This is a genomic window from Erythrobacter sp. HA7-11 (assembly GCF_055693605.1).
This window is the reverse complement of record NZ_JBVFUF010000002.1, coordinates 2,472,734-2,498,764: the sequence shown is the minus strand read 5'-3', so window position 1 is coordinate 2,498,764 and position 26,031 is coordinate 2,472,734. Positions and strand designations below refer to the sequence as shown.

General features: G+C 57.0%; 22 protein-coding genes. 8 read left to right on the top strand and 14 right to left on the bottom strand.

Translation table 11 applies throughout. The annotated features are described in order from the left end of the window. Positions 1-91: 91 nt before the first annotated feature. Positions 92-475, top strand: coding sequence for a very short patch repair endonuclease (locus ACZ1GU_RS12715; protein ID WP_472648779.1), 384 nt, complete (start codon positions 92-94; stop codon positions 473-475). A gap of 89 nt (positions 476-564) precedes the next feature. Here ACZ1GU_RS12715 and ACZ1GU_RS12710 read toward each other — a convergent pair whose 3' ends face one another. The 9 genes from ACZ1GU_RS12710 to ACZ1GU_RS12670 all read right to left on the bottom strand — a co-directional run bounded on the left by ACZ1GU_RS12710 (position 565) and on the right by ACZ1GU_RS12670 (position 9,460). Further along, positions 565-2,211, bottom strand: coding sequence for an NERD domain-containing protein (locus tag ACZ1GU_RS12710; protein WP_472648346.1), 1,647 nt, complete (start codon positions 2,209-2,211; stop codon positions 565-567). Positions 2,212-2,215: 4 nt separating this feature from the next. Beyond that, positions 2,216-2,818 (bottom strand): Zn-binding domain-containing protein, encoded by a 603-nt coding sequence (locus ACZ1GU_RS12705; RefSeq protein WP_472648345.1) that lies wholly within the window; start codon positions 2,816-2,818, stop codon positions 2,216-2,218. After that, positions 2,773-3,429, bottom strand: coding sequence for a hypothetical protein (locus ACZ1GU_RS12700; RefSeq protein ID WP_472648344.1), 657 nt, complete (start codon positions 3,427-3,429; stop codon positions 2,773-2,775). Before ACZ1GU_RS12700 ends, ACZ1GU_RS12705 begins: the two co-directional genes overlap by 46 nt. Further along, the gene (locus ACZ1GU_RS12695; RefSeq protein WP_472648343.1) at positions 3,407-4,087 is read right to left on the bottom strand and encodes a hypothetical protein; all 681 of its coding nucleotides are present in this window, start codon (positions 4,085-4,087) and stop codon (positions 3,407-3,409) included. The genes ACZ1GU_RS12700 and ACZ1GU_RS12695 overlap by 23 nt, the downstream gene beginning before the upstream one ends. Beyond that, entirely contained in the window at positions 4,084-4,209 is a 126-nt protein-coding gene (locus ACZ1GU_RS12690) for a hypothetical protein (RefSeq protein ID WP_472648342.1), read from the bottom strand. The genes ACZ1GU_RS12695 and ACZ1GU_RS12690 overlap by 4 nt, the downstream gene beginning before the upstream one ends. A 25-nt stretch (positions 4,210-4,234) precedes the next feature. Beyond that, entirely contained in the window at positions 4,235-6,430 is a 2,196-nt protein-coding gene (locus ACZ1GU_RS12685; protein WP_472648341.1) for a helicase-related protein, read from the bottom strand. Between the two features lie 233 nt (positions 6,431-6,663). Next, the gene (locus ACZ1GU_RS12680; protein ID WP_472648340.1) at positions 6,664-7,254 is read right to left on the bottom strand and encodes a hypothetical protein; all 591 of its coding nucleotides are present in this window, start codon (positions 7,252-7,254) and stop codon (positions 6,664-6,666) included. Then, positions 7,251-7,460, bottom strand: coding sequence for a hypothetical protein (locus tag ACZ1GU_RS12675; protein ID WP_472648339.1), 210 nt, complete (start codon positions 7,458-7,460; stop codon positions 7,251-7,253). Before ACZ1GU_RS12675 ends, ACZ1GU_RS12680 begins: the two co-directional genes overlap by 4 nt. A 221-nt stretch (positions 7,461-7,681) precedes the next feature. Next, positions 7,682-9,460, bottom strand: coding sequence for a UvrD-helicase domain-containing protein (locus ACZ1GU_RS12670; protein WP_472648338.1), 1,779 nt, complete (start codon positions 9,458-9,460; stop codon positions 7,682-7,684). 388 nt (positions 9,461-9,848) lie between these two features. Here ACZ1GU_RS12670 and ACZ1GU_RS12665 point away from each other — a divergent pair, with 388 nt between their 5' ends. The 4 genes from ACZ1GU_RS12665 to ACZ1GU_RS12650 all read left to right on the top strand — a co-directional run bounded on the left by ACZ1GU_RS12665 (position 9,849) and on the right by ACZ1GU_RS12650 (position 14,778). Then, positions 9,849-10,679: a protein NO VEIN domain-containing protein gene (locus ACZ1GU_RS12665; RefSeq protein ID WP_472648337.1), complete on the top strand. Its 831-nt coding sequence runs from the start codon at positions 9,849-9,851 to the stop codon at positions 10,677-10,679. A gap of 270 nt (positions 10,680-10,949) precedes the next feature. After that, the gene (locus tag ACZ1GU_RS12660) at positions 10,950-12,122 is read left to right on the top strand and encodes a tyrosine-type recombinase/integrase (RefSeq protein WP_472648336.1); all 1,173 of its coding nucleotides are present in this window, start codon (positions 10,950-10,952) and stop codon (positions 12,120-12,122) included. Continuing rightward, positions 12,119-13,330 carry a tyrosine-type recombinase/integrase gene (locus tag ACZ1GU_RS12655; protein ID WP_472648335.1) on the top strand — a complete coding sequence of 404 codons (1,212 nt, stop codon included), beginning with the start codon at positions 12,119-12,121 and terminating at the stop codon, positions 13,328-13,330. Before ACZ1GU_RS12660 ends, ACZ1GU_RS12655 begins: the two co-directional genes overlap by 4 nt. 308 nt (positions 13,331-13,638) lie before the next feature. Continuing rightward, positions 13,639-14,778, top strand: coding sequence for a DNA cytosine methyltransferase (locus ACZ1GU_RS12650; RefSeq protein WP_472648334.1), 1,140 nt, complete (start codon positions 13,639-13,641; stop codon positions 14,776-14,778). 470 nt (positions 14,779-15,248) lie between these two features. On the opposite strand, the gene ACZ1GU_RS12645 is transcribed toward ACZ1GU_RS12650, so the two are convergent. Together ACZ1GU_RS12645 and ACZ1GU_RS12640 are read right to left on the bottom strand one after the other, a co-directional pair. Continuing rightward, positions 15,249-15,803 (bottom strand): nucleoside monophosphate kinase, encoded by a 555-nt coding sequence (locus ACZ1GU_RS12645; RefSeq protein WP_472648333.1) that lies wholly within the window; start codon positions 15,801-15,803, stop codon positions 15,249-15,251. A gap of 535 nt (positions 15,804-16,338) precedes the next feature. Then, entirely contained in the window at positions 16,339-17,352 is a 1,014-nt protein-coding gene (locus ACZ1GU_RS12640) for a hypothetical protein (protein ID WP_472648332.1), read from the bottom strand. A 435-nt stretch (positions 17,353-17,787) separates the two neighbouring features. On the opposite strand from ACZ1GU_RS12640, the gene ACZ1GU_RS12635 reads away from it, so the two are divergent. Together ACZ1GU_RS12635 and ACZ1GU_RS12630 are read left to right on the top strand one after the other, a co-directional pair. Further along, positions 17,788-19,500: an ATP-dependent nuclease gene (locus tag ACZ1GU_RS12635; protein ID WP_472648331.1), complete on the top strand. Its 1,713-nt coding sequence runs from the start codon at positions 17,788-17,790 to the stop codon at positions 19,498-19,500. Continuing rightward, complete coding sequence (locus ACZ1GU_RS12630) at positions 19,497-21,419, top strand: ATP-dependent helicase (protein WP_472648330.1); 1,923 nt, start codon at positions 19,497-19,499, stop codon at positions 21,417-21,419. Before ACZ1GU_RS12635 ends, ACZ1GU_RS12630 begins: the two co-directional genes overlap by 4 nt. A gap of 43 nt (positions 21,420-21,462) precedes the next feature. Here ACZ1GU_RS12630 and ACZ1GU_RS12625 read toward each other — a convergent pair whose 3' ends face one another. Continuing rightward, positions 21,463-22,362, bottom strand: a complete 900-nt coding sequence (locus tag ACZ1GU_RS12625; RefSeq protein WP_472648329.1) for a NotI family restriction endonuclease — start codon at positions 22,360-22,362, stop codon at positions 21,463-21,465. Between the two features lie 570 nt (positions 22,363-22,932). Between ACZ1GU_RS12625 and ACZ1GU_RS12620 the strand changes: the two genes are divergently transcribed. Next, a complete protein-coding gene (locus ACZ1GU_RS12620; RefSeq protein ID WP_472648328.1) occupies positions 22,933-23,238 on the top strand; it encodes a helix-turn-helix transcriptional regulator in 306 nt (101 codons plus the stop codon). 250 nt (positions 23,239-23,488) lie between these two features. Here the strand turns inward: ACZ1GU_RS12620 and ACZ1GU_RS12615 are convergent, their stop codons facing one another. Both ACZ1GU_RS12615 and ACZ1GU_RS12610 read right to left on the bottom strand, forming a co-directional pair. Beyond that, on the bottom strand, positions 23,489-24,418 hold the full coding sequence (locus tag ACZ1GU_RS12615; protein ID WP_472648327.1) for a hypothetical protein: 930 nt from the start codon (positions 24,416-24,418) through the stop codon (positions 23,489-23,491). Then, positions 24,399-26,027: an Hsp70 family protein gene (locus ACZ1GU_RS12610; protein WP_472648326.1), complete on the bottom strand. Its 1,629-nt coding sequence runs from the start codon at positions 26,025-26,027 to the stop codon at positions 24,399-24,401. Before ACZ1GU_RS12610 ends, ACZ1GU_RS12615 begins: the two co-directional genes overlap by 20 nt. Positions 26,028-26,031: the final 4 nt, after the last annotated feature.

Below are 26,031 nucleotides of genomic sequence, written 5' to 3'. Positions count from 1 at the left end.
TCAGACGGTCGATCAGCTAGGCCGCGAGCAGATCGCCTGAAGCTGGACTCTAGAAGTGGACCATCTCGATCCAGAGCGGCGCAGCGAGAACATGCGCCGTGTCAGGGGCAAGGACACCCAACCGGAATTGACGGTCAGGCGCGCGCTGCACGCACTCGGCAGACGCTTCCGCCTGCACCGCAAGGACCTTCCGGGCAAACCCGACATCGTACTCGCCAAGGACCGTCTGGCGATCTTCGTTCACGGCTGCTTCTGGCACCGTCACGAAAATTGTCCTCGCGCATCCATGCCCTCGACGCGGAGGGGATTATGGGAATCGAAATTCGCACGTACCGTTGAGCGCGATGCCGAGCAGACCGCAGTTCTGCGCGCGGCCGGGTGGCAGCCTGAAGTGATCTGGGAATGCGAAACGCGAGATGCTGAAATGCTCAGTAAGCGCCTGTGCGACATTTTTGAGCGAAACGATCCGGAGTAAGTCTACGAAGCATCAAGCACCGTGTGTTGCTGATCTAGATCAACGCTGTTTTTGCGGCGTCGTTGCGGCCAAGCCGGTCTACAGTCGCTTCATCGCCGATGACGATGAGATGGCTCTTGGCACGTGTAAGGCCGACATAGGCGATTTCCGCATCGGCCTCCTCGATTTCGCAGAGGATCACCACCGGTACGATCAAGACCTTTGAACCGCATGATGCTGTCGGCGATGATCCGATCGTCGGCAGGCTCGTCGGCAGGGGTCCAATGTCGCCCCGCCAAGGTCGGCGCCTTTCGAAGGACCGACATTTCGGCACCGCAGCCGCACAGCACGGCAATATCGCCAGGCGCGATGTCGTCCGCCGTCAGCAGTCGCCCCAATTCCTTTTCGACTGTTCGCAGGGTTTTGTCCTGAGTGCACGGCACCCAACTGACCGGCGCGCCTTCCGGCCCGAGGCACGTCTGTTCGCGGCCTTGCCGAAAGACATTTCCAGCGCGGAAAATCGCCTGGGTGTTGCGCACGTTCTCGGTCAGCTCAAGCGGTTCGGCCTGCACAGCCGCGGTCGCATCATCGCCGCTGTAGATATTCTGGAAGTCGTCGCGAAAGACGTAGAGTGAGCCCTCAGGGTCGAGGAACAGTCCGAGCGCTTCGACCCAGACCGACTTGAAGTCCTGTCCTTCATCGATGATGAGGTCATCGTATTGCTCCGGCGGGATATCGAGCCCGATGTCGGTCAGCAGTTCGGGGAGGCGGACCGACCAAAAGTGCCGCTCCTCGCAAGCGATGCGCTCCGCGTCGAGATCGATGCCCTTCTCAAGGCACATGCGAGCGCAGAACTCGTGGAACGTCGCGACCGATGCGGTGCTGCCTTCAAGCTCGCTGCGAAGCTGTAAGAGAAGCGGTCGGTTGAAGCACAGCATGAGAACCCGCCGATCCGCCCGGCTGGCGCGGCGCGCTTTCTCCGCCGCCAAAACGGTCTTGCCGGTGCCCGCGCCTCCTTGAATGAGCGCTCGTTTTGTGGTGCCGAGGAAATCGAGATAGCGGTACTGCGTCTCGGTGAGCTTTTCGATTGCCGCCTCGCATTCCTCGATGACCGACGACAGGCGCGGAGTGAAGTCGATGTCGCGTCCGTAAAAATCCTCGAGCATGGCGATACCCGCGGGCCCGAGGCCGCCCAAAGTCTCCCGTTCTCCGTCGGGCTTCCAGACCATCATCTGCAGCAGGCGCGCGCCGAGATTGGGCAGGTCTTCGCGGAACGCGAAGATTTCCAGCGGAGCGGCTGCACCCATATGCGCAGCATTGGCGGGTCTGCTGCAATGAGGCAGGATCACCCCGTGCCTCGCCGAAAGCCACGGCGCATTGCCGGGCCAGCGCTTCTTCAGCGCATTGAGGATGATTTTCTTCGACTTCATCGCTTGACGCACAGGGTTCTCGATCTCGAAAACCTCGTCGTTGCGGTTCTTCGTCGTCCATTTGCCGTCGGCCACGCGCCGCTGAACACGACCGCCTTTGACCTCGAGCACGAGAAAACCGATCTGCGGATGGGCAATCACGAAGTCGGCTTCCCCGTCGCGCAGCAGCTCGCCGTCCAGCCCGACCCATTCACAGGAGTAGAATACCGTTGCACCGGTCAGGATCGGATCTTGCGCGAGCAGGTCGTAGACCGCAGTTTCGCCGCTTCGCTTCGGATCACTGCGTATCTCGGGCGGGAGCATCGGCGGGATCATCCGCGCAGGCATCGGCTCAACCGTCCGTTTCGATGAAGGAATCGAAAAAGCCCTTCACGCCGCCCACTCCGTCGCCGACGAGCATCGAGCGGTCGAGATAACGGTTGCCCTCTTCACAGCAGGTTTCGGGCAGCAAAAGGCAGCTGTGGCAAGCCGCAAGGTTCATGCTCTCCGAAAGGCTCGAAACGCCGGTCCGGCACAGGGGGTCGGATGAGCACCAGAATGCGTCGCGCACCGCCGAGGCGAGAACAGGAATAAAGCGATCGGCCCGCCCTTGGCGCTCCAGTCCCCCGAGCGTCCCGTCGGCATCGCTGGTTGAGGTGTAGATGAGAAACCCCGCCATGCGCGGGTTTTCGCCGACATAAATGCGCTCGCGAAGCGATGCGACATCGTAACCGCATTCGAAGGACAGGCGCTTGATTACGGCGTGGGCGAGCGAGTGGACGAGGAGGAATGCCGGCGTGATCGGATCACCCACGCTCTCCTCTTCGTGAATGCGTTCGAATTCCGCAGCGCGAGCCTCTTCGACGAGGCGGGCGCGCTCGTGTATCTCAGGGTCGGCGAGCCAGGCATCTATCGCTTCGAGCTTGAGCGAGACGAAGATGCCCTCGCCGCGCACCTCGATTGCGGGAAGCCACGGCAGCGGGGCAAGCGACAAGTCGCCGAACCGGTACCGCGGCCGGGTTCATCGATCGATGCGTTTTGATAAATGCGTTTGAAACCGGTCAGGGCACGCACTTCGCGCAGGCGCTCGACCCGGCCTATCCTTGCGATAAAGGGTTGCGCTTCCTCGGGCACTGGTTCCTGCTTGACCTGAAAGTCGCTCCCTTCCGCATCGCGCTCGAGCCGGATGAACTCTTCAAAGCGCAGCGTATCAAGCGTCGTTTCCTCGTCCAGCTTGAGTCGTTCGCGAATCACCGCCGCATATTCGTCGGCGGACATATTGTGCATCGACGCGTTGGTCGCAGACAGGCTGTCGATCATCGTCTCTCGCATATCGGGGCTCAATTCGCGCAGTGCGCCCCAATAGGCATTGAGCTCCTGCTGAATCGCATCGGTCCACGGTGGGATGCTGAGCGTAGAATAGGTGACCGGGAAATAGAGATTGGAGGCCCCGCGCTGCAAGGTCCGCGGCGATGCGGTGCACGTCTCGCGGTCGTTGGTCAGCCATGGGCGGCGGCCTGAGCATTTGTGACCTTCGAGACCCTTAGAGGAAAACGCGCCCGCCATTGAGGCGGAAGCGCCACAACCTTCGAGCCGAGCAGCTCACGCGCAAGCCTTCGATGCCCGAGCCGCCCACGCTCTCGAGCCGCAGGCGGCACTGTTTGAAACCTTCGTCGCCTGCCTCGGCATCGCTGTCCGACAGACAAGCCAGGGGCTGTCCGCCGCGCATGGCCAACCAGCGGACCCATGGGAATTCATCGATATGACCGTTTTCGCAGGCCGTCACGAAGCGCGAGGGCACTGCAAAGACCCGCCGCTCTTCACTCGAGCAGCGCGCGCACCAGCGCGACGGGTCGCCCATCTCCTTTGCCCATTTGCCCGCGAGTTTGAGCGATTTGCAGCTCGGGCACTGCAGCCACGCCGGAAACCGATAGCCGTTGAGCCATCGGTTGGGGAAAGCCGCATCGCGTCCGGCATCGTCGACCGGCGGCAGGCGGAAATGACCTTTGTTGAGGACCTTTTCGAGCCGCGCTTCGCGCAAGACATGCGGATCGTTAAGGCCGCCCGCGATTTTGGCGGTCTGCTCCCAACGGTCGAGCGACGCAGCAATGACCGAAACCGGCCCACCGCCCTTGGCGCCTGCGCGAAAGTCGATCACAGCGCCAGGACCGTATCCGAGAACCTGCCCCCGCCTTACCTTACCCAGATGATTGTTGCGGCTCACACACGTTCCTTCATGAGGAAATCCACCCCGGGCTCGACATTGCGCACGCTGTTGGGCGTCGGCACGGCAGCCGCATCGGCTTTGCCCGTCGCGCGTCGCGCAGCTGCCTCTTCGGCGGACATCAGCAAGCTGGTCTGCAGCCTGCGGTCATCCCAATAGCTCTTGATCTCGGTCGTCGCCGACCGCCTCGATCCAGGCATCGACAAAGCGCGTGAGCTCGGTCCGCGCTTGCGGCGCCTCGCCTGAATCCACGTCCTGGACACGGTCGACGATCTCTTCGACCAGCCGCATTACCTGTGCACGGTCGGCGACAGCGGCGCTGGCGCCTGTCGCATTGATAAAGTGTCTGACCAAGGCGACAAGCGGAGCGTGCAGTGCCTTGTCCCGCGCGCGAGGCGCAAACGGCGTTACGCTCGAAGGCTCGACCGAGCGGTAGAGCGCGGCATGGCGCGATGCGAATGTCTCGAAATGCGCGCGATCGCGGATCTTGTTGTTGTTGAAGAGGGTCACCACCAGGCCTGGCTCGCGGCGCCCGACGCGGCTCGTCGCCTGGATATATTCTGCCATGTATTTGGGTTGTCCGTTTACGAGCATGAGCCCGAGGCGCGGAATATCGACGCCGACGCTGAGCATGTTGCTGGCGAGCAATACATCGACCGCTTCAGGATCTGAATGTGAGAGATTGAGGCGATCAAGGATGAGAGGAATTTCCGAGGATGCCTTGCGGCTCGTCAGTTCTTCGGGATTGCCGAGCTCGCGCGCCTTCTCGCCTCTGCGCGATGCCAGCGCGTCGATCGTAATGCGAACGTCGTCTTCCATCAGCACCAGCGCACCGCCGAGAACTTTCAAGGAATTGAAATAAGCGACCAGAGTCGCGTAGGCGTCGAAGTCGGGATTGCCATGCGCCGCGGGGTCGCTTTCGGCCTGCAGGAGCGACGCAGACGCGGCCTGCAGAGCAAACTTCTCCGACCGTCCTGCCGTTGTCAATCCGACGTAGTGACGCCCGTCGTCGTCGCGCACCTTGGCAAAGCAGGAATTCGACCAATCGAGCGCGGGTGGAGGGAACTGGAACGCGCTGCGGTTGAAAACGGCGCGCACCTGTTCGTCGGCGCGACGGATCGTAGCTGTCGATCCGACGATCTTCGGCGGTCCCTTGGGCGTGCTGCAAAGCCGGTCGATCGCGGCTTCATAAAGACCGGTCAGCGAACCTAGCGGTCCTCCTATCAGATGCAGCTCGTCCTGGATGATCAGATCCGGCGGCTCAACCGCGCCGTTCGTTCCGAACAGCGCGCCGCTTTCCGCCTTGCGCACGATCTGCGCGAACTTGTCGACCGTGCCGATGAGCAGCGAAGGCGGTTCGGCATAGAGATCATCGTCGACGGTCATTACCGGGGCCGCGCCTTCGGGCCGCGCGGAACGGCAGCTTTCCGAAGGGCAGCGGCATTCGATGCGCCGGCGCGGCTTGTCGCTGCTCCACTCGAGTTCGCTGGCGCAGACAGGACATTTCGTAAGTTGCCGCGGCGTCGATTTCGCGTCGTAGTCATGTAGCGCATCGGCGGCATCGGCGAAGCGGTTCGGCGTGCTGTCGCCGCCTACCCACAGTCCGATTGAGAACCGCTTGGCACCCAAATCTTCGCTGCCGGTCAATCGTAGGGTCTCGCAGGCAAGTATTAAGGCAGCTGCGCGCTGGAACTGCTGCACCGTCAGCGTGCGCAGTGTGTAGCGCATGATGATATTGACCCCGGCTCCTCGCGCGCCGTGGATGAAGCGGCGATGGAACAGGACAAAGGCTGAAAGCAGAAGATAAGCCTCAGTCTTGCCGCCGCCGGTCGGGAACCAGATCAGGTCGAAAATGTCGCGATCGTCATGTCCGCGATCGGCGGCCGAGGGCAGGCACATAAGGGCAAAGGCCAGCTGGAATGGCCGCCACTCGAATTTGAACGCGTTCGGGTCCATGTCCGCAGCCGCGTGCCGACGCTTAGCCGCCCAAGCGGCCTGGATATACATCGCGCGGTTGGCGAGACGAAAAGCCGTCAATCCCTTGCCGTCCTTGCGCAGGAAAGCGATCCCTTCGCGTATCCTTCCTGCCGCTGCCCGACAGCGCGCAAGGTTATTGTGCGCTTGCGGCTGCAACGCAGAGGGCATCTCCGGAACCTCAGTATCGCGCGCGTCAATCCAGTTGTCGTAACCTTGCGCAAGAGCGTCGAGCGCTTCGAACAGAGCCGCATCCTCGGCAAGAGCAAGTTCGAGGCCGTGCAGCCGACCGAGTGAAGTTGCAGCGATCCGGTCGCGCAGCAGCGCATCGCCCGAAGCGTCCATTCCCTGCACGACGGCTTCCGGCATCCATGTGAGCGAGACCTTATCCGGCGCGGTTTCAGGCGACCAAGACGCCGAGGCGGTATGGCCGACAGCATATTCGGCGCAGTCGCGGTAGATCAGGTCAGCGACGCGTTCATCCTCGTCGTTGCCGCGAAATGAGGTGCGGCGCGGTGCGAAACTACATCCATCCGAGCACCGAAAATCCGCTGCGAACTGAAAAAACGAAGCTTCTTCGCTAGCGACCAGTCCCTGGATAATCAGCGGATCGAGCTCGGCTCGTCTTCGGACGGGGAGCCGCGCGGCAGTTCTCGATAGGCGTTGACGAACTGGATGGTGACGGTCGCCAGCGCCCCGGCTCGCCTCACTCGGCGGTACATAAGAAGGCCATCGGCAAGCTCGACATCGTCGCTGCCGACTGCGAGTGAAACCGCAACGTCGGGCAGTGTGTGTCCTGTCCGCACCCATTCCAACCGCGGTCGTCCCTTGCTCTCGCCTTTTCCCTCAACTTTCTCCTCGGCGCTATATCGCGCATAGGAGAGATTAAGCAGCAGGTGCGCGTCATCTTCTGTGAGCGCAACGGAAAACGAGAGACCGCACGTGGCAGGCTTGAAAGTGCGCAGCAGCGAGACTGCGTCGCGATCCTCGTCCTCTGATTCGCCGCCGCCGTTCTCTGCGGCAATGCTCTCGTCCTCTTCTTCTGTGATTTCCGACTGTTGAGGATAGAGGATCGCAGTGAGATAACGGGCTGAAGGCCGCTCGTTCAGGACCTCGTCCTCGGCACCGGGGCCGATCAGATCGGTCTTGAAGCGCGTCAGAAGATGAGCGCGTGCGTTAGCCGCCCCGCTCATACGAAGACCAGCGGCAAGCCGCATAGTTGCGGGACAAGCCAGAAGCCGCTGTTGGCGCCGTGATGCTTGGCCCCGTTGAGCCGTTCGTCCCCGGGTGCGGCAATCATAGAACCAAAACCCATAAGAAAAATGTTGCGAATCTGATCGTTCAAGCGGCGTCCGGAGCCGTGGTACTTTTTCGAGATTTCGTAGAGATCGTTTGTCACCCGTTTACCAAATGTTCCAAGCGGAACGCCTGTTTCGGTCTCAACTCGCCAGACCCAGGTTCCCGGCTCCAGGCGTGCGCGGCACCGAAGCGGAAGATCTTCTAGCCGTCGCCGTATCAAGCGACCTTGCTAATTTGAGAGGCGAATAGGCATCGAAGTCACCCTGCAGACCCAGCTGGAACTGATATCCGTTCTTGTATTTTGGCATCTTGCGGTAGCAGCTAGCCGCTCTCGGTCGTGCTTGCAAACTTCATCGCAAAACCACCCTGCACAGCCAAGCTGCGCTTGGCCCGGGTCGCTCCGACAAACAAAACGCGGGCCTCTTCTGACAGATCCTTCTCTTCGGAGCCCGGTCTTGCGCCCCAATTGTTGTTGATCTGGAGAAAAACATGATCCGCCTCACGTCCTTTGGATGCGTGGATTGTCCCAAGAATAGGACCGGCATGCCCAAATTCCGGTGCCATGAATTCGTCGGGCGGAGAACCGGCGAGTCTACTCCTAAGTTTGAAAAGATCGATGCGGTCACTGCGCAAGCCCGCATAGCGCCTCAGGCGGTCCCATCGAGCCTCAACTGAGCTGCCTTCGATGTCCTCACCAAAGAGCAGTGCAGGAAAGTCGTCTCGCGCTTCAGCCCAACGCTCGGCAAACTCGGCGCGCTCGATTTCGCGCGTCTCTGTTTTGCCAAGCACCAACGCAAGCCAAGGCAGCGCGAAGCGCCCCAGACCCGACATACGCAGCCGGTGACGATGCCCGTCGCTGGCCATGAACGCCGAAGCCTGCGCTACTTCCATGCGCTTGCGGAAGAGAACAAGCGCATCATCGTAACCGTCGAGCGCATCATGATCGAAACCCTTGCCATGCGATACAGCGGCGGATTTGACGAGATCGGTCTTGGACTGGAATGAATCCGCGTCGACATCAGCATTGCCTAAGATATCAAGCCGCAGGTCTTCGTACAGCTTAAGCAGCGGTACCTCATCGGTGCGGTAGATCTTCTTCAGCGGTCGTTGCTGCAAATCATCGCCTAGAAGCGCCGCCAGTCCGTCTGTAAAGCGGAACAGCTCCTCGCCTGCGGCATAGTCGTAGATTGCCTGAGCGGGGTCGTGGAACACGGTAATTCCGCAGTCTGCGGGCAGGAGTTCGATCAGCTTGAGCAGAAAGCGCGCACGGTCGCCGGTAATGTCCTGCGCCTCGTCCACGATAAGGTGCTCAAGATCTCCAAAAATGTCCCGAAAATCCTCGATACGCTCGTCAATAAGCTCGGCTGCCGCGTCGATCCCGGTTTCAAAGCCGCCGAACAGCTTTTCGACCTCTTCCGGGGAGAAGCCGTAGCGGATCTTCCAGGCCTGCGAATCGATCGTGGATATCTTGACCGCAAAGACGTTGCTCGGATCTTCGGCAAAGTCACCGATCCGTCCTTTGAGTTCAGCGATGGCCGAACGCGTAAAGCTAACCAGCCAGACGTTGGTATCGGCGACGTCCTCGTATTCGATAAGGTGCGCCACACGCGAACAAGCGACCGCAGTTTTGCCCATGCCGGGTCCCGCCGACACAAGCAGGCGCGCCGAGCGGTCGGCCTCGATCACGCGCAGCTGGTCCTCGTCCCATTTGATCGGCTTGTTGAGGAAGGAAACCGTGACTCCCCAAGCCTGCTGCATTGCGCGCAGCATTCGGACTTCACGGTCGTCCAGCTTTTCGTCAACCGATGCGATCTCGAACAGAATCGACGCGAGGCGCTCACGGTCCGCCGGATGTTCGACACGCAACAGCGTCTCGGCGAAGCTTTGCATGGGGTCGCTCATGGCAGTGCCTAGTGCGTTATCAAGCAGCTCAAGCGGAATAGCGAATTCTTCGCATGCGAGCCGTGCGAGAGCGACCTCGTCGCCGTCCACTGTGCCATCGGCATGAATGATCGCTGCAAGCAGCATTGCGGCGTGTTCGGCGAGCATTCGCTCATCCGCCTTAGGCAACAGGTCGACCCCTGCTCTAATCCTGCTCATGATTCCCCATTGCCCCTTCGTTGGCAGAGGTCATCCTGCCCATCTATGTAGGCGAAGTCATCAATAAACTATTGCTTTGGCACAAAGTAATAGTGCCCCGCGTGAAAAGTTATGAAAGATTCTGCGGTACCGAATTGCCTGCCTGAAGTATGTAGCGGGGATAATTTCAGAAGCGCAACTCAGAGAGTCGCACATGGCCTTGAAGCGGGTGCAAGTGAGGCCAGCGACCCCTCTTGTTCCCGCCATGGTGCTCGTGAGGTATCGATACGAGACTTTGGCATCGTGATCATTTTTTGTCTTTGCCCTGTGTCCTCCGCACCCAACCTGCGCTGGTTTGTAATGGACTTGCCGAATGTCGCTCCTAAAATTGCATGCGGGAGGTGCCTCTTTGACTGATGTATGGAACGATACAGAGATCGACTTAATCGTTGCGGACTACTTCGCGATGTTGGCGGACGAGCTTGACGGTAAGATGTTCAATAAGGCGGAGCACAATCGCGCTTTGCAAGAACTCATCTCGCGCAGCCGTGGATCGATCGAGTTCAAACACCAGAACATCAGTGCAGTTCTGCTTGGCCTCGGGCAGCCTTGGATCGATGGCTATAAGCCCGCAGCCAACTTTCAGAATGCGCTCGTCGACGGGGTGCTTCGGTGGCTTGATGCCAAGCCCGACTGGCTTGCTCCCGAACGACCCTCAATCAAACAATCTCGTGTAAACGAAATGCCAGCGCTTTGGATCGGGCCGCCGCCGACGCAGCGAAATGAGCCGCCGCCCATTGATCCAGAGTTCATCGCAGCCATTGGACGGAAGTACGACGTTGCCGAACGTGATGCTCGCAATCGTGCACTAGGCAAGGCGGGAGAGGAGATCGTACTACAGCACGAGCAAAACAACCTGCGGCAAGCAGGCCGCGATGACCTAGCCGATAGGGTACGATGGACGGCAGTTCAGGACGGCGACGGCTTTGGATATGATGTCGCCAGCTTCGAGCCGGATGGGCGCGAGAGATTGATCGAGGTGAAGACGACCAATGGCTGGGAACGCACACCCTTTCATATCTCGAGGAATGAATTGGCAGTGGCGGATGCTCGCCGAGACGACTGGCATCTTGTCAGACTTTGGAATTTCGCGCGGGAGCCGAAGGCCTTCGCGATTAGGCCGCCGTTGGAGGCACATGTCGAGCTGACAGCTACCAGTTTTCTCGCGCGCCCCAATTAAAGGCTATTGCTCACGCTCCGACTATGTAGAGGGCAAATGCTTTCCTAGTTCGATCAACCCATGAGACCGGCACCACCCGCGCACATTGGAACTTGACAGGCACACCGTACGCAGTAGCACTGCTGTGTTTTGGGAAAAAGTGCAATAAAATCAGTGCGCGAAACGCTTAAGGTGCTCGGCAGAGAGGGCGCCGTTGAATGCCGCCCGGTCCCCGCAAATGACAGTATTTCCAAGGGTTCTGGGGGCAGTTTGCATGAGGGCGAATGCCATATGGTCCCCAAGCGTCGAAGGTCAGCTCGTAGAGCATTTCTCGATGGCAATTTTGCCCGCCGCAAACTGCCGCTGCGCGAGCGCGAATACTGCATCTGGGACACCGAGCTTGCGGGCTTCGGCTTGCGCATAAGGCCGAGCGGGAACTACTTCTGGTTCGTTCGCTTGCGCCATCGCGGCAAGCATCGCCGGATCACCCTTGGCCGAACCGACGAGCTTGAGGCGGGCCTGGCGAGGGCGCAGGCTCGCCGCATCCTTGCCGAAGCCGCGCTCGACGGATTGCCCAAGCGCGCCGTGGTCAAGGCCACACCCACGATGACCGATTTTGTCGAGACATATTGGGACGATCTTTCGCGCGTCTGGAAGCCTTCGACCACGAAGCGGAATTGGACCGCATGGAGGCTCACCATCAAACCTACGTTTGGTGACACGCGCGTAGCGGACATCCTCCCATCAGACATCCACCGCTGGCGCGATGGATGCGCGGGAGAGAGCGAGATGAAGTTCAACCGCGCCGTTCCCGTGCTGTCCGCGCTGTTCAAATATGCCGAAGCGCTCAAGATGCGTCGCCCAGGTTCGAACCCCTGCCGAGGGATGCCGCGCTACAAGCGGCAGCGCGTCGAACGCTATCTGACGCCAGCCGAGTATCGCCGGATCGGAGCGGCTTTGCGTGAGGCTGAGGCGGACAGACCCGCAGAGGTCGCTATTGCTCGCCTGCTTCTGTTCACCGGCGCGCGCGTTGGCGAGATCAAGAACTTGCATTGGGAATGGGTGAAGCCGCCCCGTCTGCTGCTGCCAGATAGTAAAACTGGTCCCAAGGTGATCTGGCTCAACACACAGGCGCAAGAGGTCCTTGCCGGGATCGAGAGGCGCGAGGACAGCGAGCTGGTGTTCCCGAACCGCACTGGCAAACGCCCGCTCAACTTTGATACGTGGTGGTACAGCTTTCGGCGGCGTTGTGCTCTGCCAGACGTTCGTATTCATGATCTGCGCCACAGCTTCGCTTCAATCGCAATCATGGACAACGTCCCCCTATCGACCATCGGCAAGCTGCTAGGCCACAAGCTGGTCGAGACGACCTCCAAATATGCTCACCTTTCCGATGACGTGATCGGCGAAGCTGCCGAGCGAGTTTCCGGTTCGCTGGCGCAGGCGATTGGCCTAAGGCAATGACCGCCGCCAGTCTAAAGAAGATCGTCGAGGAGGCGCTTGCCGAGGTCGGTGCAACCGTCAACTTCAAGCTCATTCCCAAAGGCAAGGCGCGCACCACGACCTGGCTCGGTGTCGAGCACGGCTTCGGCATTCGTCACTATCCGAGTGGTCGCAACGTCTACATCGTGCAGACCCGCATGGCAGGCCGTATGCGAACGGTGACAATCGGGCCTGCATCGGTCCTTACCTGCTACCAGGCCCAGATGGTCGCGCGCCGCGTTATCGCTTACGCGCAGGTCGGTCGCGATCCGGCGACGGAACGCCAGCGCATTCGCTCCGCTCCTAGCTTCGCCGACTTCGTGACCGAATACTGGGATCGCTGGGCACCACGCTGGAAAGCATCGACCCTTGAAACACACACCGGCTACCGCCGCCGCTATCTCGATGACGCCTTTATTGGCGTCTACATCGACGAATTGAACGAGGGCCACGTCACGAGCTGGTTTGCGGACCTCAACAATCGAACCGGTCCGGGAGCTTCGAACCGGACCTTCGAAATCCTCAAGCACATGCTGAACAAGGCGGAGGAATGGGGTTACCGGCTCGAAAACACCAACCCGTGCCGCTCTGTCCGGCCCAACCGCAAGCGCCAGTGCGAGCGCTTCTTGACCAATGAAGAACTCGCACGTCTGGGTTCCGAGCTGGCAAGACTTCGCGCATCAGAGGATCGCACCAAGCAGTGTGCGGGTGCAGCCCTCACGCTTCTGCTGCTGACAGGTTGCCGGAAGAGCGAAATCCTTACGCTGGAATGGAGCGACATCAAGGGCAACCGGCTGCACTTGCGCGATAGCAAGACTGGGCCGCGAACGGTTTGGCTTGGCTCGGCAGCCCGTGAAGTTATCGCCGAGCTCCCGCGCTTCGAGAGGATTCCATATCCGTTCTGGAACTACGGCTACCGAAAGCCCCTTCGATGCGTGAATGGCTTCTGGCGCAGGCTCAGAGAAGAAACAGGGCTATCTGAGGTTCGCATCCATGATTTACGCCATACCTTCGCCAGCCACGCGGCTATGAACAAGGAAACATTGCCGATGATCGGGCGTCTGCTCGGTCATGCCAATGTACAGACAACTGCTCGGTATGCTCATCTGCATGACGGCCATTTGATTGAGGCGGTGCAGCAAATCGGGGACGCAGTGAACGCACTTCTAGCTCCGCAAGGCGGGTGCTAGCGGGCGAGAATATGTGGACAGCGCAGCAAAGTGCAGCACTTTGCTGTATTCCGCTCCATCTTGCCAAGCTATCACGAAGACGGTATTGGGCTGGAACGTAAAGAGAACAAAGGGGCTACGATGGCTGACAAAATCCAACGAATTTCGGTCAATCTGACTCCCAAAGAGAATGCTGAGCTTCGTCGATACGCTGACCAGCTCCAGGTCTCTTGTTCATGGGTCGCTCGGCAAGCGATCGTTCAGTATCTCGACGAACACGCTGGTCCCCAAATTGAACTTCCAATGGCACGAACAACGGGAGGCGCAGAATGACCACTGAACTTACGGCGATCGACCTGTTCTGTGGTGCAGGTGGCCTTTCCGAGGGGTTGAGCCAAGCTGGTTTCCATGTGCTTGCAGGCAACGATTTTGACGAAGCAGCAGGAGCGACATACGCTCGGACGCACAAGGAAGCGCGCTTTCTCGGAGGACTGATCCAAAATCTGACTGTGAATGACTTCTTGAGGGCGGCCCGATTGAAACCCGGTCAGTTGAGCGTGTTAGCCGGAGGGCCACCGTGCCAGGCTTACAGCGTCTACAATCATCAGCGAGGGATGCACGACGAGAGGAGCTTCCTGTTCAAGGAATATCTTCGCCTCGTTGATGGGCTGGCTCCCGAATGGGTGATCATGGAAAACGTCATGGGGTTGCTCTCGACTGGACAGGGTGCAGCGGTGCGAGCGATCACCGAGGGCTTCAATTCACTCGGCTATGATATTTCATTCAAAGTTCTCAAAGCAGAGGAGTATGGCGTCCCGCAGGAGAGGCGCCGTGTCGTCTTTATCGGCAACCGCATAGGCAAGCCCGTCAACTTCCCGGAAGTGACGCATGGCCCTGAGTTGGAACCACTCACAACTGTTTTTGATGCGATCTCTGATCTGCCAAGGTTGAAGAATGGTGAGGCATGGCTCAACTCTCATTATGCTTCGGAACCAAGGTCTAGCTACCAAACTGAGATGCGGCGTGGAACGCCGGGCGTTTTAAATCACGCGGCCCCACGCTTGGCTAAAGTCAATGAACAACGGATGCGTCACATCCCGCCGGGTGGGAGCTGGCGAGACATTCCAATAGAGCTCCTACCAGCAGGCATGCAGAAGGCGCGGCGCTGCGATCACACTAAGCGATACGGGCGTTTGGAATGGCATGGGTTGTCTTCGACGATCCTTACAAAATGCGACATCCACTGGGGAGCGTATATCCACCCGGATGATGATCGCTCTTTGACCGTGCGCGAGGCCGCCCGCTTCCAGTCGTTCCCCGATTGGTTCGAGTTTGAAGGCAGTAGGACTGAGCAGTTCATTCAGGTTGGGAATGCGGTGCCACCACTTCTTGGCCGCGCTTTGGGCGATGAAATCAAAGAAAGCATTCTGAGGCCCGCTTCTAAGCGCCGACTTAGAGTTGCCGCCTAGCTACCTGACGCAAGTGGCCAATGAATTTAATTCGCTCAAATAGCAATTCGATGGAGCAGAAGCGCTTATGGACGGAAAACTGAAGCATCTCGAATTTGTTCAAGATATAATAGCAAGAAATGCAACGAACTCATTTCAATTAAAAGGGTGGACTGTCCTTTTGGTTGCTTCATTATTTGTTCTGTCCAATAAAGACGCGAATCAGAGCTATCTCTATCTGGCGTATTTTCCGTCAATTGCATTTTGGGTGGTCGATGCGTATTTTCTTTCGCAAGAGCGAATATATCGAGATTTATATGATCACGTCAGATGTCTCGAGCCCAGTAAAATTGATTTCGACCTCAATCCACGAACATCTTCGAATTGGCTGGCTGCGTTCTTCTCAGTTACGCTACTCTCATTTCACGGGGTGATATTACTTGCAGTTACTGTCGTGTGGTGGTTGCAAGCTTCCGGCTAATTTTACCATGCTATCGGTTCCAGAATGCATCAATTGCACTCTTTGCTTTTTCGTAGACTCGAGGTGCGTTCTCGGTCGCGTCGATTTCCACGAAACATGTTTCACCGCGCAGGATGGCCATGTCGTCAGGCAGTCTCCGATCAAAGAGATTCTCTCGATCATCGAAGAATGACTTGTGCTCGCTTCTAGAACCGCCTTTCTCCCGACCGCTAAAACGTTTTCGCCTGGTTTCTGCGGCGCATTCAAGCAGGATTGAAACCGCGCATTTTACTTCGTTGGGGCCCAATAGCGTTTGGACGACAGAGCCCACTCCGATGCTGCCCTCCAAGACCATGCCCGAAGATTGCTTCTCGCGAGCATATGCGGCTTTCACGATCGATACTACCTGGTCGCTCGTAAAGCCGTTTGCGCCAGCGTAGAGAGCTTTCAAATGCTCGTCGCTTCGCATTGCTTTCCGGATCTCTTCGCCAACTGATATTAGGCGAAAATCAAGATTCTTGGCTAATGCCCTGGCGAGAGTAGACTTCCCCGAGCAAGTGCGTCCGACTACAATGACAAGCCGCACTTAACGCTCAATCTGGGCTGTCAGCCAACGCTTCGCATCCGTTGGAAAGTAACGTCGTAGAAGCATGAACAGTGCAAGGCGTGCCGATGGATGCCACTCATTGCCGGAGTTGGGCAATGGCGAAGATCCCGTAGGATCAGTTGCTCCGACGTCCCGTACAAAATCAAGGTCTATCTTCTCCGATCGGAGGATGCGCAGAATTACCTCGGGTCGCAAGGGCACCCCGACCAAGGCAGTGGCTTCGGCGCTATCTTCTGCAAGAAGCCGTCTAGCCTTGCAGATTCTTGGAAAAGGCATGTCGAGCTCTGCGATTGCGATTGACGACTGATTGAGTATTCCACCTTCGAGAAAGAAGCACTGAAAGCCAATATCCGCCTTTGCCGTAAGGTCGCCTAGCAGCTCCTCTCTTAGGCCTCTTCGAGCGCAGTCGAAGATCGAAGTGTCATTCGGCCCAAACTCCCCAATCTTTCCTGCACTCGCCGCCATTGTCTCTTGGAATGTACAAGACCAAGTCCGAGGAAAATACCCAACTTGTTCACCTCCACCTCGTTGCCCTAACAGGACCAGCGGTTCCTCCCCCTGACTTTGAGACGGTCACGACATTGACGCTGAACTGTGAGGGAACAAACGCCTGACGAAAGTGCAGAGGGCGCTGATCCAAGAGATACGTGATCAGCGATCGGTCCTCATTGACTAGTTTTTGATGAGGATCATCCTGAATGGCGGCATGAATTGACCGAACGTCCTTATACCAACTTCTGCAGAACTCGATCTCTACACCTTTGAAATCGGATGCAGATTTTCGGAATCCAGTCATCATGTAATGTGGAAGATTGTCGCCGATCTGCGCATTGCGGTACTTTTCTGCAACATCGGCAAGCGTCGGAGGAAGATGATATGTCAGCCCCGTTGCAAATGACCGGACATCGTTTTCTCGATATGTCCCACCCCATTGAGCTTGATCAAAGACCACGCAGTCGGCCAAGGCGTAGCAGCCGTGGTCGGGATCCATTCGCACGAGATCCGGAGTCCACGAACTAACTGGTTCCAATATCTGCGCTGATACATTTTCCAGCGCTTTATCTAGCGCTACTAGCTCGTCTATCGAAGCTCTGTAGCTATCCCACCCCAATTCAAATGACCGGGTAATGATCTCTTGAGCGACCGGCTTCGGGAGTGACATGTTTATATTATTGATTACGCGCAGGAAATCAGTTCTCTCAATTCTAGCCGACTGGAAGAGTGAGAATGGGAAGCCAAGTTCGCTTTCGTCGAGGTCTATTAGAATCGGGACAGCAAACCCTTTGCCTGGTTCTTTCGATATCGCACCAAGCTCATACTGCATGAAGGGGGACGCAGGGCTCGACTTGCTTACAAAGAAAAGGCCTCTGGAACAGCTGGCTAAAACCTGAGCCATCTGTTGTTGCCAAACCTGACCTTTTTCCATCCCGTCAGGCGAGAAAAACATCGGAACATGAGGGAAAATGGTCTCTAGTAACTCTTTGGTTCTCCCTGCAACTTTACAGCTAAGGTCCCCCGACCAGCTCAAAAACACCCCTTCCTGCAACTCAGCCCCCTAAGCCCTTATCCTCGTCACATTGTAACAAAAGATCGAATATGGCTAGGGGGATGTTGCCCCAGTTGAACTGAAATGGTGTCCCCACGGTGCAGCTGCACGTCGCGACATTCGCTAACCCTACTTGAGACTTATGAGGCATTGTCACGCAGAAAGGTCGTAGCAGGTCCAATGTTTGCAAAGGCGCTAATGATTGATTGTCGAGAGGGGAACAGCGATGCCCTGGTATGACGAATTTCTTGCGATCTTTACCTTCCCTTCGATTGGGTAATATGGAACGGAAGTGCAATCAAATTGGTGCATAAAATCAAATCTATATCCTGCATTTAGCGCGACCGCTTGACCTAGATTGTCAAAGAAGGAAGTCGCACTAGACTATCCTAGTTCATTCCAGCACAGCGACATCCAATGATCATTTCAAATCTGAAGGTTGAGAATTTTCGCGGCATCACGGCGCTCGAGATCGATTTTGATCAAACGACGGTCGTTTTTGGTTCGAATAACACCGGCAAGTCGACAGTTCTGGCGGCTATACAGATGGTCTTAGGCAGGGCCGTGGGACGCCGGACAGCTGCTTTCTCGGAATATGATTTTCATTTGGACCAAAATGCCCAACCAACGGACGCGGCACCGATCAAGATCGAAGTCACTTTCAAGGAGTCTGGACCTGACGACTGGTCGGACGCGATGGTCCAGCAGCTCGGACCAGTAGTGGGCATCGGAGCCGACGGTCTCCAAATTGTTACATTGCGCCTAAGTGGTCGGTACGACGAGGCAATCGGTTCGTTCGTCTCAGCATTTGATTTCCTAAACCCGAATGGCGATCCCCTGCCAGCTAACCCTTCCGCCCTGCGGCGAATTCAGCAGATTGTCCCTGCATTTTATCTCGCGGCGCTCAGAGATGCAGCGCGCGAGTTTCGATCAAACGGTGCTTTTTGGGGACCTTTCGTCAAATCGCTAAAGATTGATCCCGAAGTAAGGGAAGAGATTGAAGCTGAAATCGCGCAACTCAATCAGAGGGTTCTCGATGCGCATACAGGTTTTGATGCCGTAAAGGCACGACTTGGGCAATCTGCCCATTTAGTGCCTCTTGGTGGAGCTGACGATCCTGTTAGCATCGATGCGCTACCCAGCCGAGTATTCGACATACTCGCGAGAACTCAAGTTTTGCTCTCAGGGGTATCAGGTGCACGCCTTCCCCTCGCGCAGCACGGTGAGGGTACTCAAAGCCTAGCTGTAATCTGTCTTTTCGATGCGTTTCTCGATGCTCGCTTGGTCGGTGAGTATGGCGAGGACGCTGTCCCCATCTTGACCCTAGAGGAACCGGAAGCGCATCTGCACCCATCGGCGGTGCGTGCGGTTGGTCAGCTGATCTCACGATTGGGCGGGCAAAAAATCATCACTACGCATTCCGGTGACTTGCTTGCGTCCGTTCCTTTGAGAAGCTTGCGGCGTCTGCGGCGGGTCGGAAACGAGATCGACGTTTTCCAAATCGAGGACGGCATGATCGATGAGCCTACATTGAGTCGCTTAGATCATCAGATTCGACGCCTCCGTGGCTCCATACTTTTTGCACGCGTTTGGCTCTTGGTAGAGGGGGAAACCGATGAGGTCATCATCCAGGAAGCAGCACGTGTTGCTGGTATTGATCTCTTTGCCGCCGGAGTAGGTTGCTTCAAGTTCACCGAGCTCGGTATTGAACCGTATATTCGTTTGGCTGACGCCCTTGGAATTCACTGGATTTGCGTCTCAGACGGAGATCCAGCGGGCCAGGGGTACGCAAACACCGCAGGCGGGCTGCTTGCTGGCAGGCCTGCGCAGGATCATATCAGGACACTGCCCGCTTGGGATATGGAAACCTATCTTTGCATGAATGGATTTGGCGACATCTTTCAGGCCAGCGTTTCTCCTCAGAAGGCTGCGGCCAATCCAAACCCACATGCGCAGGGTACGCAGGAGTATTGGCAGCACTTGGTAAACAAGCATCAACCCAGCAAGGGGAAGCCGGTCCGCGCTACTCAGGTCGTGGATCGGCTCGATCAACAAGGCGCAGCGTCGATACCTCAATTCCTAGTGGACCTAGCCAATTTCGCCGTGGCCAAAGGTAAGGAAGGTCTATGAGCGAATTTCTCACTTCATTGAATGAGCGCCAAGCCACAGCAGTTTCGTGGCAGGACGGCCCACTCTTGGTTCTCGCCGGCCCCGGCTCAGGTAAGACGACAGTTCTAACGAGACGCATCGGGCGCATGATCCAGCAATCGCCGGATGATCATTATCGCGTTCTAGGATTGACCTTCACGAATAAAGCAGCGACCGAAATGCGCGCGCGTATCGAGAATCTGGCACCTGGTTCTGGCAATCGCGTCCTTTTGACCACTTTCCATTCGTTCGCTGGCGATCTTTTGCGTCAACACGGCCACCTGCTCGGCCTGAAGCCTGACTTTACGATCCTGACTCAAGACGGCGAGCGAATAGGATTGTTGGACGAAGCCATCGCTGATGCCGGTCGATCTTTCGAGGTTTCGGAGTTCAGCGGTGAACGACTACTGCCCTTGATCAACAGGTTACTTGAGAACGATGTTGGTGACGAGCGAGTTGAAAAGATCGTCGCGACGCTGCCGGAGGGACGACGAGCGTCAGTGAGCGCTGTCTATCGAGCTTACAAGGACAAGCTGATTGCAGCCAACAGCCTCGACTTCCCCTCGATGATTTCAGAAGCAGTGCGAGTCCTAAAAACGCATGAGGCCGTAGCAAAGCAAATCCGCCGCATCTATCGCTACGTGTGCGTGGACGAGTTCCAAGACACTAACTTCGCGCAATACAGCTTGCTCATTTGCTTGGTCGCTTCCGACTCGCGCAACCTCTTCGTGGTCGCGGATGACGATCAGATAATCTACCAATGGAATGGGGCCAGCCCAGCACGCCTCGAAGGCTTGAAGCGCGATTTCGAGATGACGGTGCTTCAGCTCCCCACGAATTATCGATGCCCCCCAGCGGTCATCGATATCGCCAACAAACTAATCGCTAACAACTCCACGCGAACGGCAAACAAGGATCAGCTTCTAGCGGAAAAGCCCGCGAGTGAAGATCAGGGACTCAATCTTTATCATTTTCCAGACTTTGAGAGTGAGGTCGCGTGGGTTGCTCAAGACATTTCGGCAAAATCCGCTCCAGAGAGAGAGCGATGCGTAGTCCTTGCGCGGACACGAAAGACGCTTGAGCGAGCGGTCGAGCACCTAAGCAACAATGGTGTGACCGCCTATCTGGCAAACCGAAAAGATGAATTTGTAAGCGCCCCGCTGCGCTGGCTTCACGCTGCACTGCGATTGGCCAATAGTTCAAATGATCGAGAGCAAACCCGCAGACTGACCCGAGCCTTTTTTGCATTGGAAGGACTGCAGATTGACCCAGCTGGTGTGACTTCTGCAGCGGAGGCATTCGAGGGTAGCACTCTTCGTTCGTTTCTTAACCTGGCCCTTGAGCGCAACGAGCTTAGTGACCACACGCGGGAGTATCTCGTGTGCGCATTGCCACAGCTGGTCGAGCGTCTCGATTTTCGATCATTCTGCGCATCCACCTTCGAATGGTTCGCAGGATTGCCCGATCAACCATTCCTCGATTCTTCAAACGACTTCTCCGAGTTCGAAGATGAGAAGCAAGTTTGGGAGGCCCTTGTCGCTGACATTGAGGCCCAGTTTGGAAAAGAGAGTGTGACGCTTCATATGCTCCTTCAAGAGCTTGACCTCCGATCAAAAACGCCGCCTCAACCCAAGGAAGCAGTGCCATGCTTTACGATCCATGCTTCGAAAGGAATGGAGTTCGGGCATGTCTATTTGATTGCTATGGTCGAGGACCAGCTTCCGAGTTGGGCAGCAGTCAAGAAAGGGGCCGAAAGCCCCGAAATGCAAGAAGAGCGCCGAAACTGTTTCGTGGCGATCACTAGGACTGAAGATAGCCTAACTCTGACCTACTCCGACAAGGTATTCGGTTGGCAGAAGTCCCCGTCGCGTTTCCTCCGGGAGATGGGATTCCAAGTCTGAAGTCGATCAATCAGAGGCTATTCGCACGTCACGTTTGTGTGATCTAACTCCCCAATGCGAGCTTGATTGCAGATGCATAGACATTCTGGTCGGGGAGATTCATTGGCGACGTAAATGCGGTGGCGACTTGATCCACGGTTGTCGTGAATTGGGCGTTGAACACCAATGGTCGTTGCATCGTTGAGGAGTCTACATCGCCAAGTTGGTAGGACCTGAAAGAAAGGGTCCCTGGTCCCACTGGATACTCGTGCAAATTATTACCCAATCGGTCTCTGATCTTTTGATAGACCTGCTCAGGGCAAACGAAAAACAGGCCTTTGGAGCACCGCGCCTCTCTACGCAGGACATGTCCCTTGTAAATCAGCTGAGGAAGAATGCGCTTGTTCACATTCTCCCAATTCATGCCCGATTTGCTCCAACCATCGAAGGTCTCTCCAGCAAAATAGGCATCTGATTGGTCCCTATAACTGCCGGTCGTATCGATCGTTTGAACCTCCACTGCGGTAAATTCTTGCAGCTCGCCATCGGCATCAATCCGGGCTAATATCCAGTCAACGTAATATGCGCCACTCTTCCCCCCATCGGCTCGCTTAGGGCGAGGAAGGGGAAGTTCGCCTCCCCATCCTTTTCCAAACGCAATGACCTCGGAGCCCATGAGCGACTTCGAACCCTTTCTTGCCCTTCCTTCAGCGGCGGTAATGAGTTCGATCTGCTGGCCGAAAACTTCGGTCGCTACTTCACGAAGCGCGCGATAGTTTTCCGCATACAGGCGATTTGGGCAGCAAATTATTGGCTCACTTGTCGTCTGTCGAACGGAACAGGCGCCGTGGTTTGGCTTGATGCAAGGGCTAACCGTGTAGGGGCATTGTTTTACGGAGATGTATTCCGACGCAAGTGGCGAGAGTGGTGGAAATCCAAAAAACTCAACAATCTTTAATGCCATCGCGCGGGTCCCCTCTGTAGACCCTTATCGCAAGATTTCGCAGCGCGAAAGACGCGGGAGCTTTGTTCGTTGAGCGTGCGTAACATCGCGGAGAAATTGCTCAACCAAGGGCCAATTTGGTTGCATGCTTGTGAATGCTATTTGGTCCCCATTTCGGAACAAACAGACAATGTGCGGCCCATCAATTGCAAAAATTGGTGCGGAATATTTTGCGCTCATTCGCCGCTTATCTCTGCCTATCCACCCTGAAAAGATGGAATTTCTTCCGGAAGATATACGGGCTTTTCTCCTGGTCACCGACGCGCACTTGAGAATGGGCTTGACCCAGCACACCGTACGCAGCGGTGCAGCCTTATAACGTTATGAATTCGCGAAGGAAATTGGCAGTGTCCACTTCTGGACCAGTTGCGGCACAGGCTTCTTGCGAGTGTGCTGAATTGGTCCGGATCGCCATAAGGCACTGACAAATAGCGGAATCTTTTCGTTTTCCTACACCCCTTCCACCGGCCTAGTGTGGCACATGCCTTTCGAAGGGTGAGCCAGGTTCTTTGAACACAAGGAACTTGATTCATGTCTACAGATCATACGTACACAATGGCTAATCGGGACCAGATCGAGGGTCGCGAAGGGCTTCCAGCTCAGCAGGAATTTCCCTTTGATGTTGAGCAACCAGCGCACGGCGAGGGCTTAGTTGCGAAGCCGGTTCGGCGCTTCATTCGGCTTCGAGAAGTGCTTCATCGAACGGGCCTAGGTCGATCGACAGTCTATCGCTGGATGGACGAGGGGAGGTTTCCGAAGTCGGTTCGGCTAGGTGGTCGGTCAGTCGCTTGGATCGAGCATGAGATCGACGATTGGCTTCAGGATCGATGCAGGTGAGGGCGGACTTGGGATCACCTGAAACGCATCAGAATCTCTTGCTTTCGCTCAACGAATCTGCTGCCAGATTGGCGTCTAGAATGCCCTGTTCGAGTCACATTCCCGGACTCACATTTCCACAAATTATGGTGGGGGCATGGCGGGGGGCATGAACAAATGGCATTCGTCGAACTCACTGATTTATCGTTATTTTAGACGAGAATTTCGGTTCCCGTAAGCGCACCAGAGCTTCCTGACCGCATTCAAGACCTCAGCGTCTAAGGCCTGCCGCAGCTGCCGCGTTGGCAGTCTCACCGCCTGCCGGTGTCAGTACGCCGTGTATATCGGCGGCGATGCCACGCAGTCTGCTTTCATCACCTGCTGCGAAGGCCGCATCGCCGAGCTCAACCAACTGATCGAAGCGGTTCTTGTCCATCGCAGCATGACGCATCGTTCGCAGCTGCTGGTAATACGCCGCGATGAAACCTGGCGATTCCACCACATAACGCGTGAACACTCCTTCAGCCGCCTTGATCGCGCGGGAGCAAACCTGAAATTGCTCTTCATCCAATGCCCGTTGCGCCGTTTCGAGGTGCGCGCGGGCAGCGTCAGTTCCTGCTTGGTCCAATGTCCCTGAAAGCCGGCGCATTTCCTGCTCGGCTTCATAGATACGCTTGGTCAGCTCGCTCGTGCGAGCTTTGGGCTTGTGACGGAGGCGGGAGATTTCCTGGCGGAGCATGCGCGCTTCTTCCGTCACCGACCGGAATACATCTGCCTCATAGCTTGTCCGTACGCGCGCAGCTTGCTCATCAAGGCGTCGGCGGATCACAGTGATATCGCGCGCAAAATCATCGCCAACGATCTGGCGAAGTTGATCGAGATCATCTTCAGCTGCAAGCAGGGCTTCACGCGCAAATCGTTCCCCATCGGTCCCGAAATCAATTTTGGCGAGATCATCGACGTAGAAGCTGTGATCCCGCAGGTGCAAACCGCAGGCAGGCAGTTCGACGGAGGCCTTGATCAATTGGCTGTCATCGACCGCCCAGTGCAAAATCACCTCGTCGCCCGGCATCAGCGGGGCGACATGCGGGGGCAGGTCAGTTGCGGATAAGCGAAACGAACCAATAAGCAGGTTCGCTTCAGGCTCCGGCACGTCTTTGGCTTTCTCATACAGCTCAATGTCAATCCAGTCGAGCCGCACCGGGCTCCAGCTTGCGCGCGGCGCGGAAGGTGCGTTTGCCCTTCTTGGGAAGGACTTCGCCTTTCTCAAGCAATGACTCAAGCACATTGATGGCGCGCGTGCCGTCGGTGTCTTCGACCTTCACAGCGATCGTAGCGGTGCAAGGAGCACCCGTGGCCGTTGCCATGATCCGGGTGAGGGTGAGCTTGCGTGAAGCGTCGTGAACAGGCGCACCGGCTTCATCTACGACGCGCATCTGAATGTTGGTCTCTCCGGGATCGAGCAGGATCGAAAAGATCGGTTTGTCAGCCACAAGACGGGTGCCGTAATTCTCGCCTGTGCTAGAGGTGGCCGTCACCGACCAACCTTCAGTCGCATCGTCGCCGAGCACCCGGACGCGGGCGCGCTCATTGGTCGTTCGCGCTTCGAAATCGTACGATATGTGATCGCCTGAGCCTTGCTTTACGCGCGCTTTTTTCGCGCCGCCTTGTTCTGGATCTGCTTGGCTCGTATTCTCGCCAACGGGTTGCCACTCGCGGCTCTCGGCATAGATCGCGGCGCCTCGAGCGACAGCAGTCATTGGATCAATCTCTAGGTCAACCTCGACGCCAAGCTCACCTGGCACACGTTCGCGTACAACGGGCATGCGCGATGGTCCGCCGATCAGCACTACCTTGGTGACGTCCTCGGATGTGTAGCCGTGGTCGTTCAAAACCTTGCGACACAATTCGATCGAGCGCTCGATTTGTGGGCCGACGATTTCCTCGACCTGCGCGCGGGAAATCGGGATTTCGAGATAGATTGGCGTGCCGTCGATATCGCGGGTTTGCGCCTCGTTTTCGGAGACGAAGATGGTGGTCTCCTGCATGGTCGACAGCTCGATTTTGGCGCGTTCGACATGCGCTTTCGCGATGGGCATCATCCGCTGCAATTCGGGGGAGCCGGAAATGTCGCTCGGGATGGTGAACCGGGCATCGAGCCAAGGTTTGACGATGTTCTCAAGTACCAACCGGTCGAAATCGCTTCCGCCCAGCATGTTGATGCCTTCGTGAGCTTCGACCGTGACCGCGCCGTTGATCGCGCGCACGAGTGCCACGTCAAATGTGCCGCCGCCAAGATCGTAGATCAGGAACAGGCCATTGCGAGCATCCGGGTTTTCCATGCACGCCATCGCCGCTGCTATGGGCTCCTGCAACAGGCCAACCTGATCAAGTCCCGCTGCATTGGCAGCGCGGATGGTCGCCTCTGATTGCATCTGGTTGAAGGCGGCCGGGACAGTAACGATCGATCCGATCACCGCCTCATCGCCGATCTGCGCGCGCGCCTGGGTCAGCAATTGCTTGAGAACCTCGCTGCTCGCTTCCTCAGGCGTGATCGTGCCGTCTTCCGGACCGAAGGCGAGCGTCGAACTGGTGCCAAGCAAGCGTTTGAACCGGGCCGCAATTCCTTGCGGAGAAACCCGCATCTGCTCATAGGCGCGCTTGCCGACATAGCGACTGCCGCTGCGGTCCTGCATGATGACAGAGGGCAGCACATCTTCGCCCGTCACGGTCTTGAACAGTTCAAGTTTGCCGCTGCGATCGCCGACGATGGCGGAATTGGACGTGCCGAGATCGATACCAAGATACATGATT

What these genes read in the sequence shown, in the direction of transcription:
- ACZ1GU_RS12715 (WP_472648779.1), top strand. Translation starts at nt 92, where the DNA reads ATGCGCCGTGTCAGGGGCAAGGACACCCAACCGGAATTGACGGTCAGG.
- ACZ1GU_RS12710 (WP_472648346.1), bottom strand. Translation starts at nt 2,211, where the DNA reads ATGCCTGCGCGGATGATCCCGCCGATGCTCCCGCCCGAGATACGCAGT.
- ACZ1GU_RS12700 (WP_472648344.1), bottom strand. Translation starts at nt 3,429, where the DNA reads ATGGCGGGCGCGTTTTCCTCTAAGGGTCTCGAAGGTCACAAATGCTCA.
- ACZ1GU_RS12690 (WP_472648342.1), bottom strand. Translation starts at nt 4,209, where the DNA reads ATGTCCGCCGAAGAGGCAGCTGCGCGACGCGCGACGGGCAAAGCCGAT.
- ACZ1GU_RS12685 (WP_472648341.1), bottom strand. Translation starts at nt 6,430, where the DNA reads ATGCCGGAAGCCGTCGTGCAGGGAATGGACGCTTCGGGCGATGCGCTG.
- ACZ1GU_RS12680 (WP_472648340.1), bottom strand. Translation starts at nt 7,254, where the DNA reads ATGAGCGGGGCGGCTAACGCACGCGCTCATCTTCTGACGCGCTTCAAG.
- ACZ1GU_RS12670 (WP_472648338.1), bottom strand. Translation starts at nt 9,460, where the DNA reads ATGAGCAGGATTAGAGCAGGGGTCGACCTGTTGCCTAAGGCGGATGAG.
- ACZ1GU_RS12660 (WP_472648336.1), top strand. Translation starts at nt 10,950, where the DNA reads ATGGTCCCCAAGCGTCGAAGGTCAGCTCGTAGAGCATTTCTCGATGGC.
- ACZ1GU_RS12655 (WP_472648335.1), top strand. Translation starts at nt 12,119, where the DNA reads ATGACCGCCGCCAGTCTAAAGAAGATCGTCGAGGAGGCGCTTGCCGAG.
- ACZ1GU_RS12650 (WP_472648334.1), top strand. Translation starts at nt 13,639, where the DNA reads ATGACCACTGAACTTACGGCGATCGACCTGTTCTGTGGTGCAGGTGGC.
- ACZ1GU_RS12635 (WP_472648331.1), top strand. Translation starts at nt 17,788, where the DNA reads ATGATCATTTCAAATCTGAAGGTTGAGAATTTTCGCGGCATCACGGCG.
- ACZ1GU_RS12630 (WP_472648330.1), top strand. Translation starts at nt 19,497, where the DNA reads ATGAGCGAATTTCTCACTTCATTGAATGAGCGCCAAGCCACAGCAGTT.
- ACZ1GU_RS12625 (WP_472648329.1), bottom strand. Translation starts at nt 22,362, where the DNA reads ATGGCATTAAAGATTGTTGAGTTTTTTGGATTTCCACCACTCTCGCCA.
- ACZ1GU_RS12620 (WP_472648328.1), top strand. Translation starts at nt 22,933, where the DNA reads ATGTCTACAGATCATACGTACACAATGGCTAATCGGGACCAGATCGAG.
- ACZ1GU_RS12610 (WP_472648326.1), bottom strand. Translation starts at nt 26,027, where the DNA reads ATGTATCTTGGTATCGATCTCGGCACGTCCAATTCCGCCATCGTCGGC.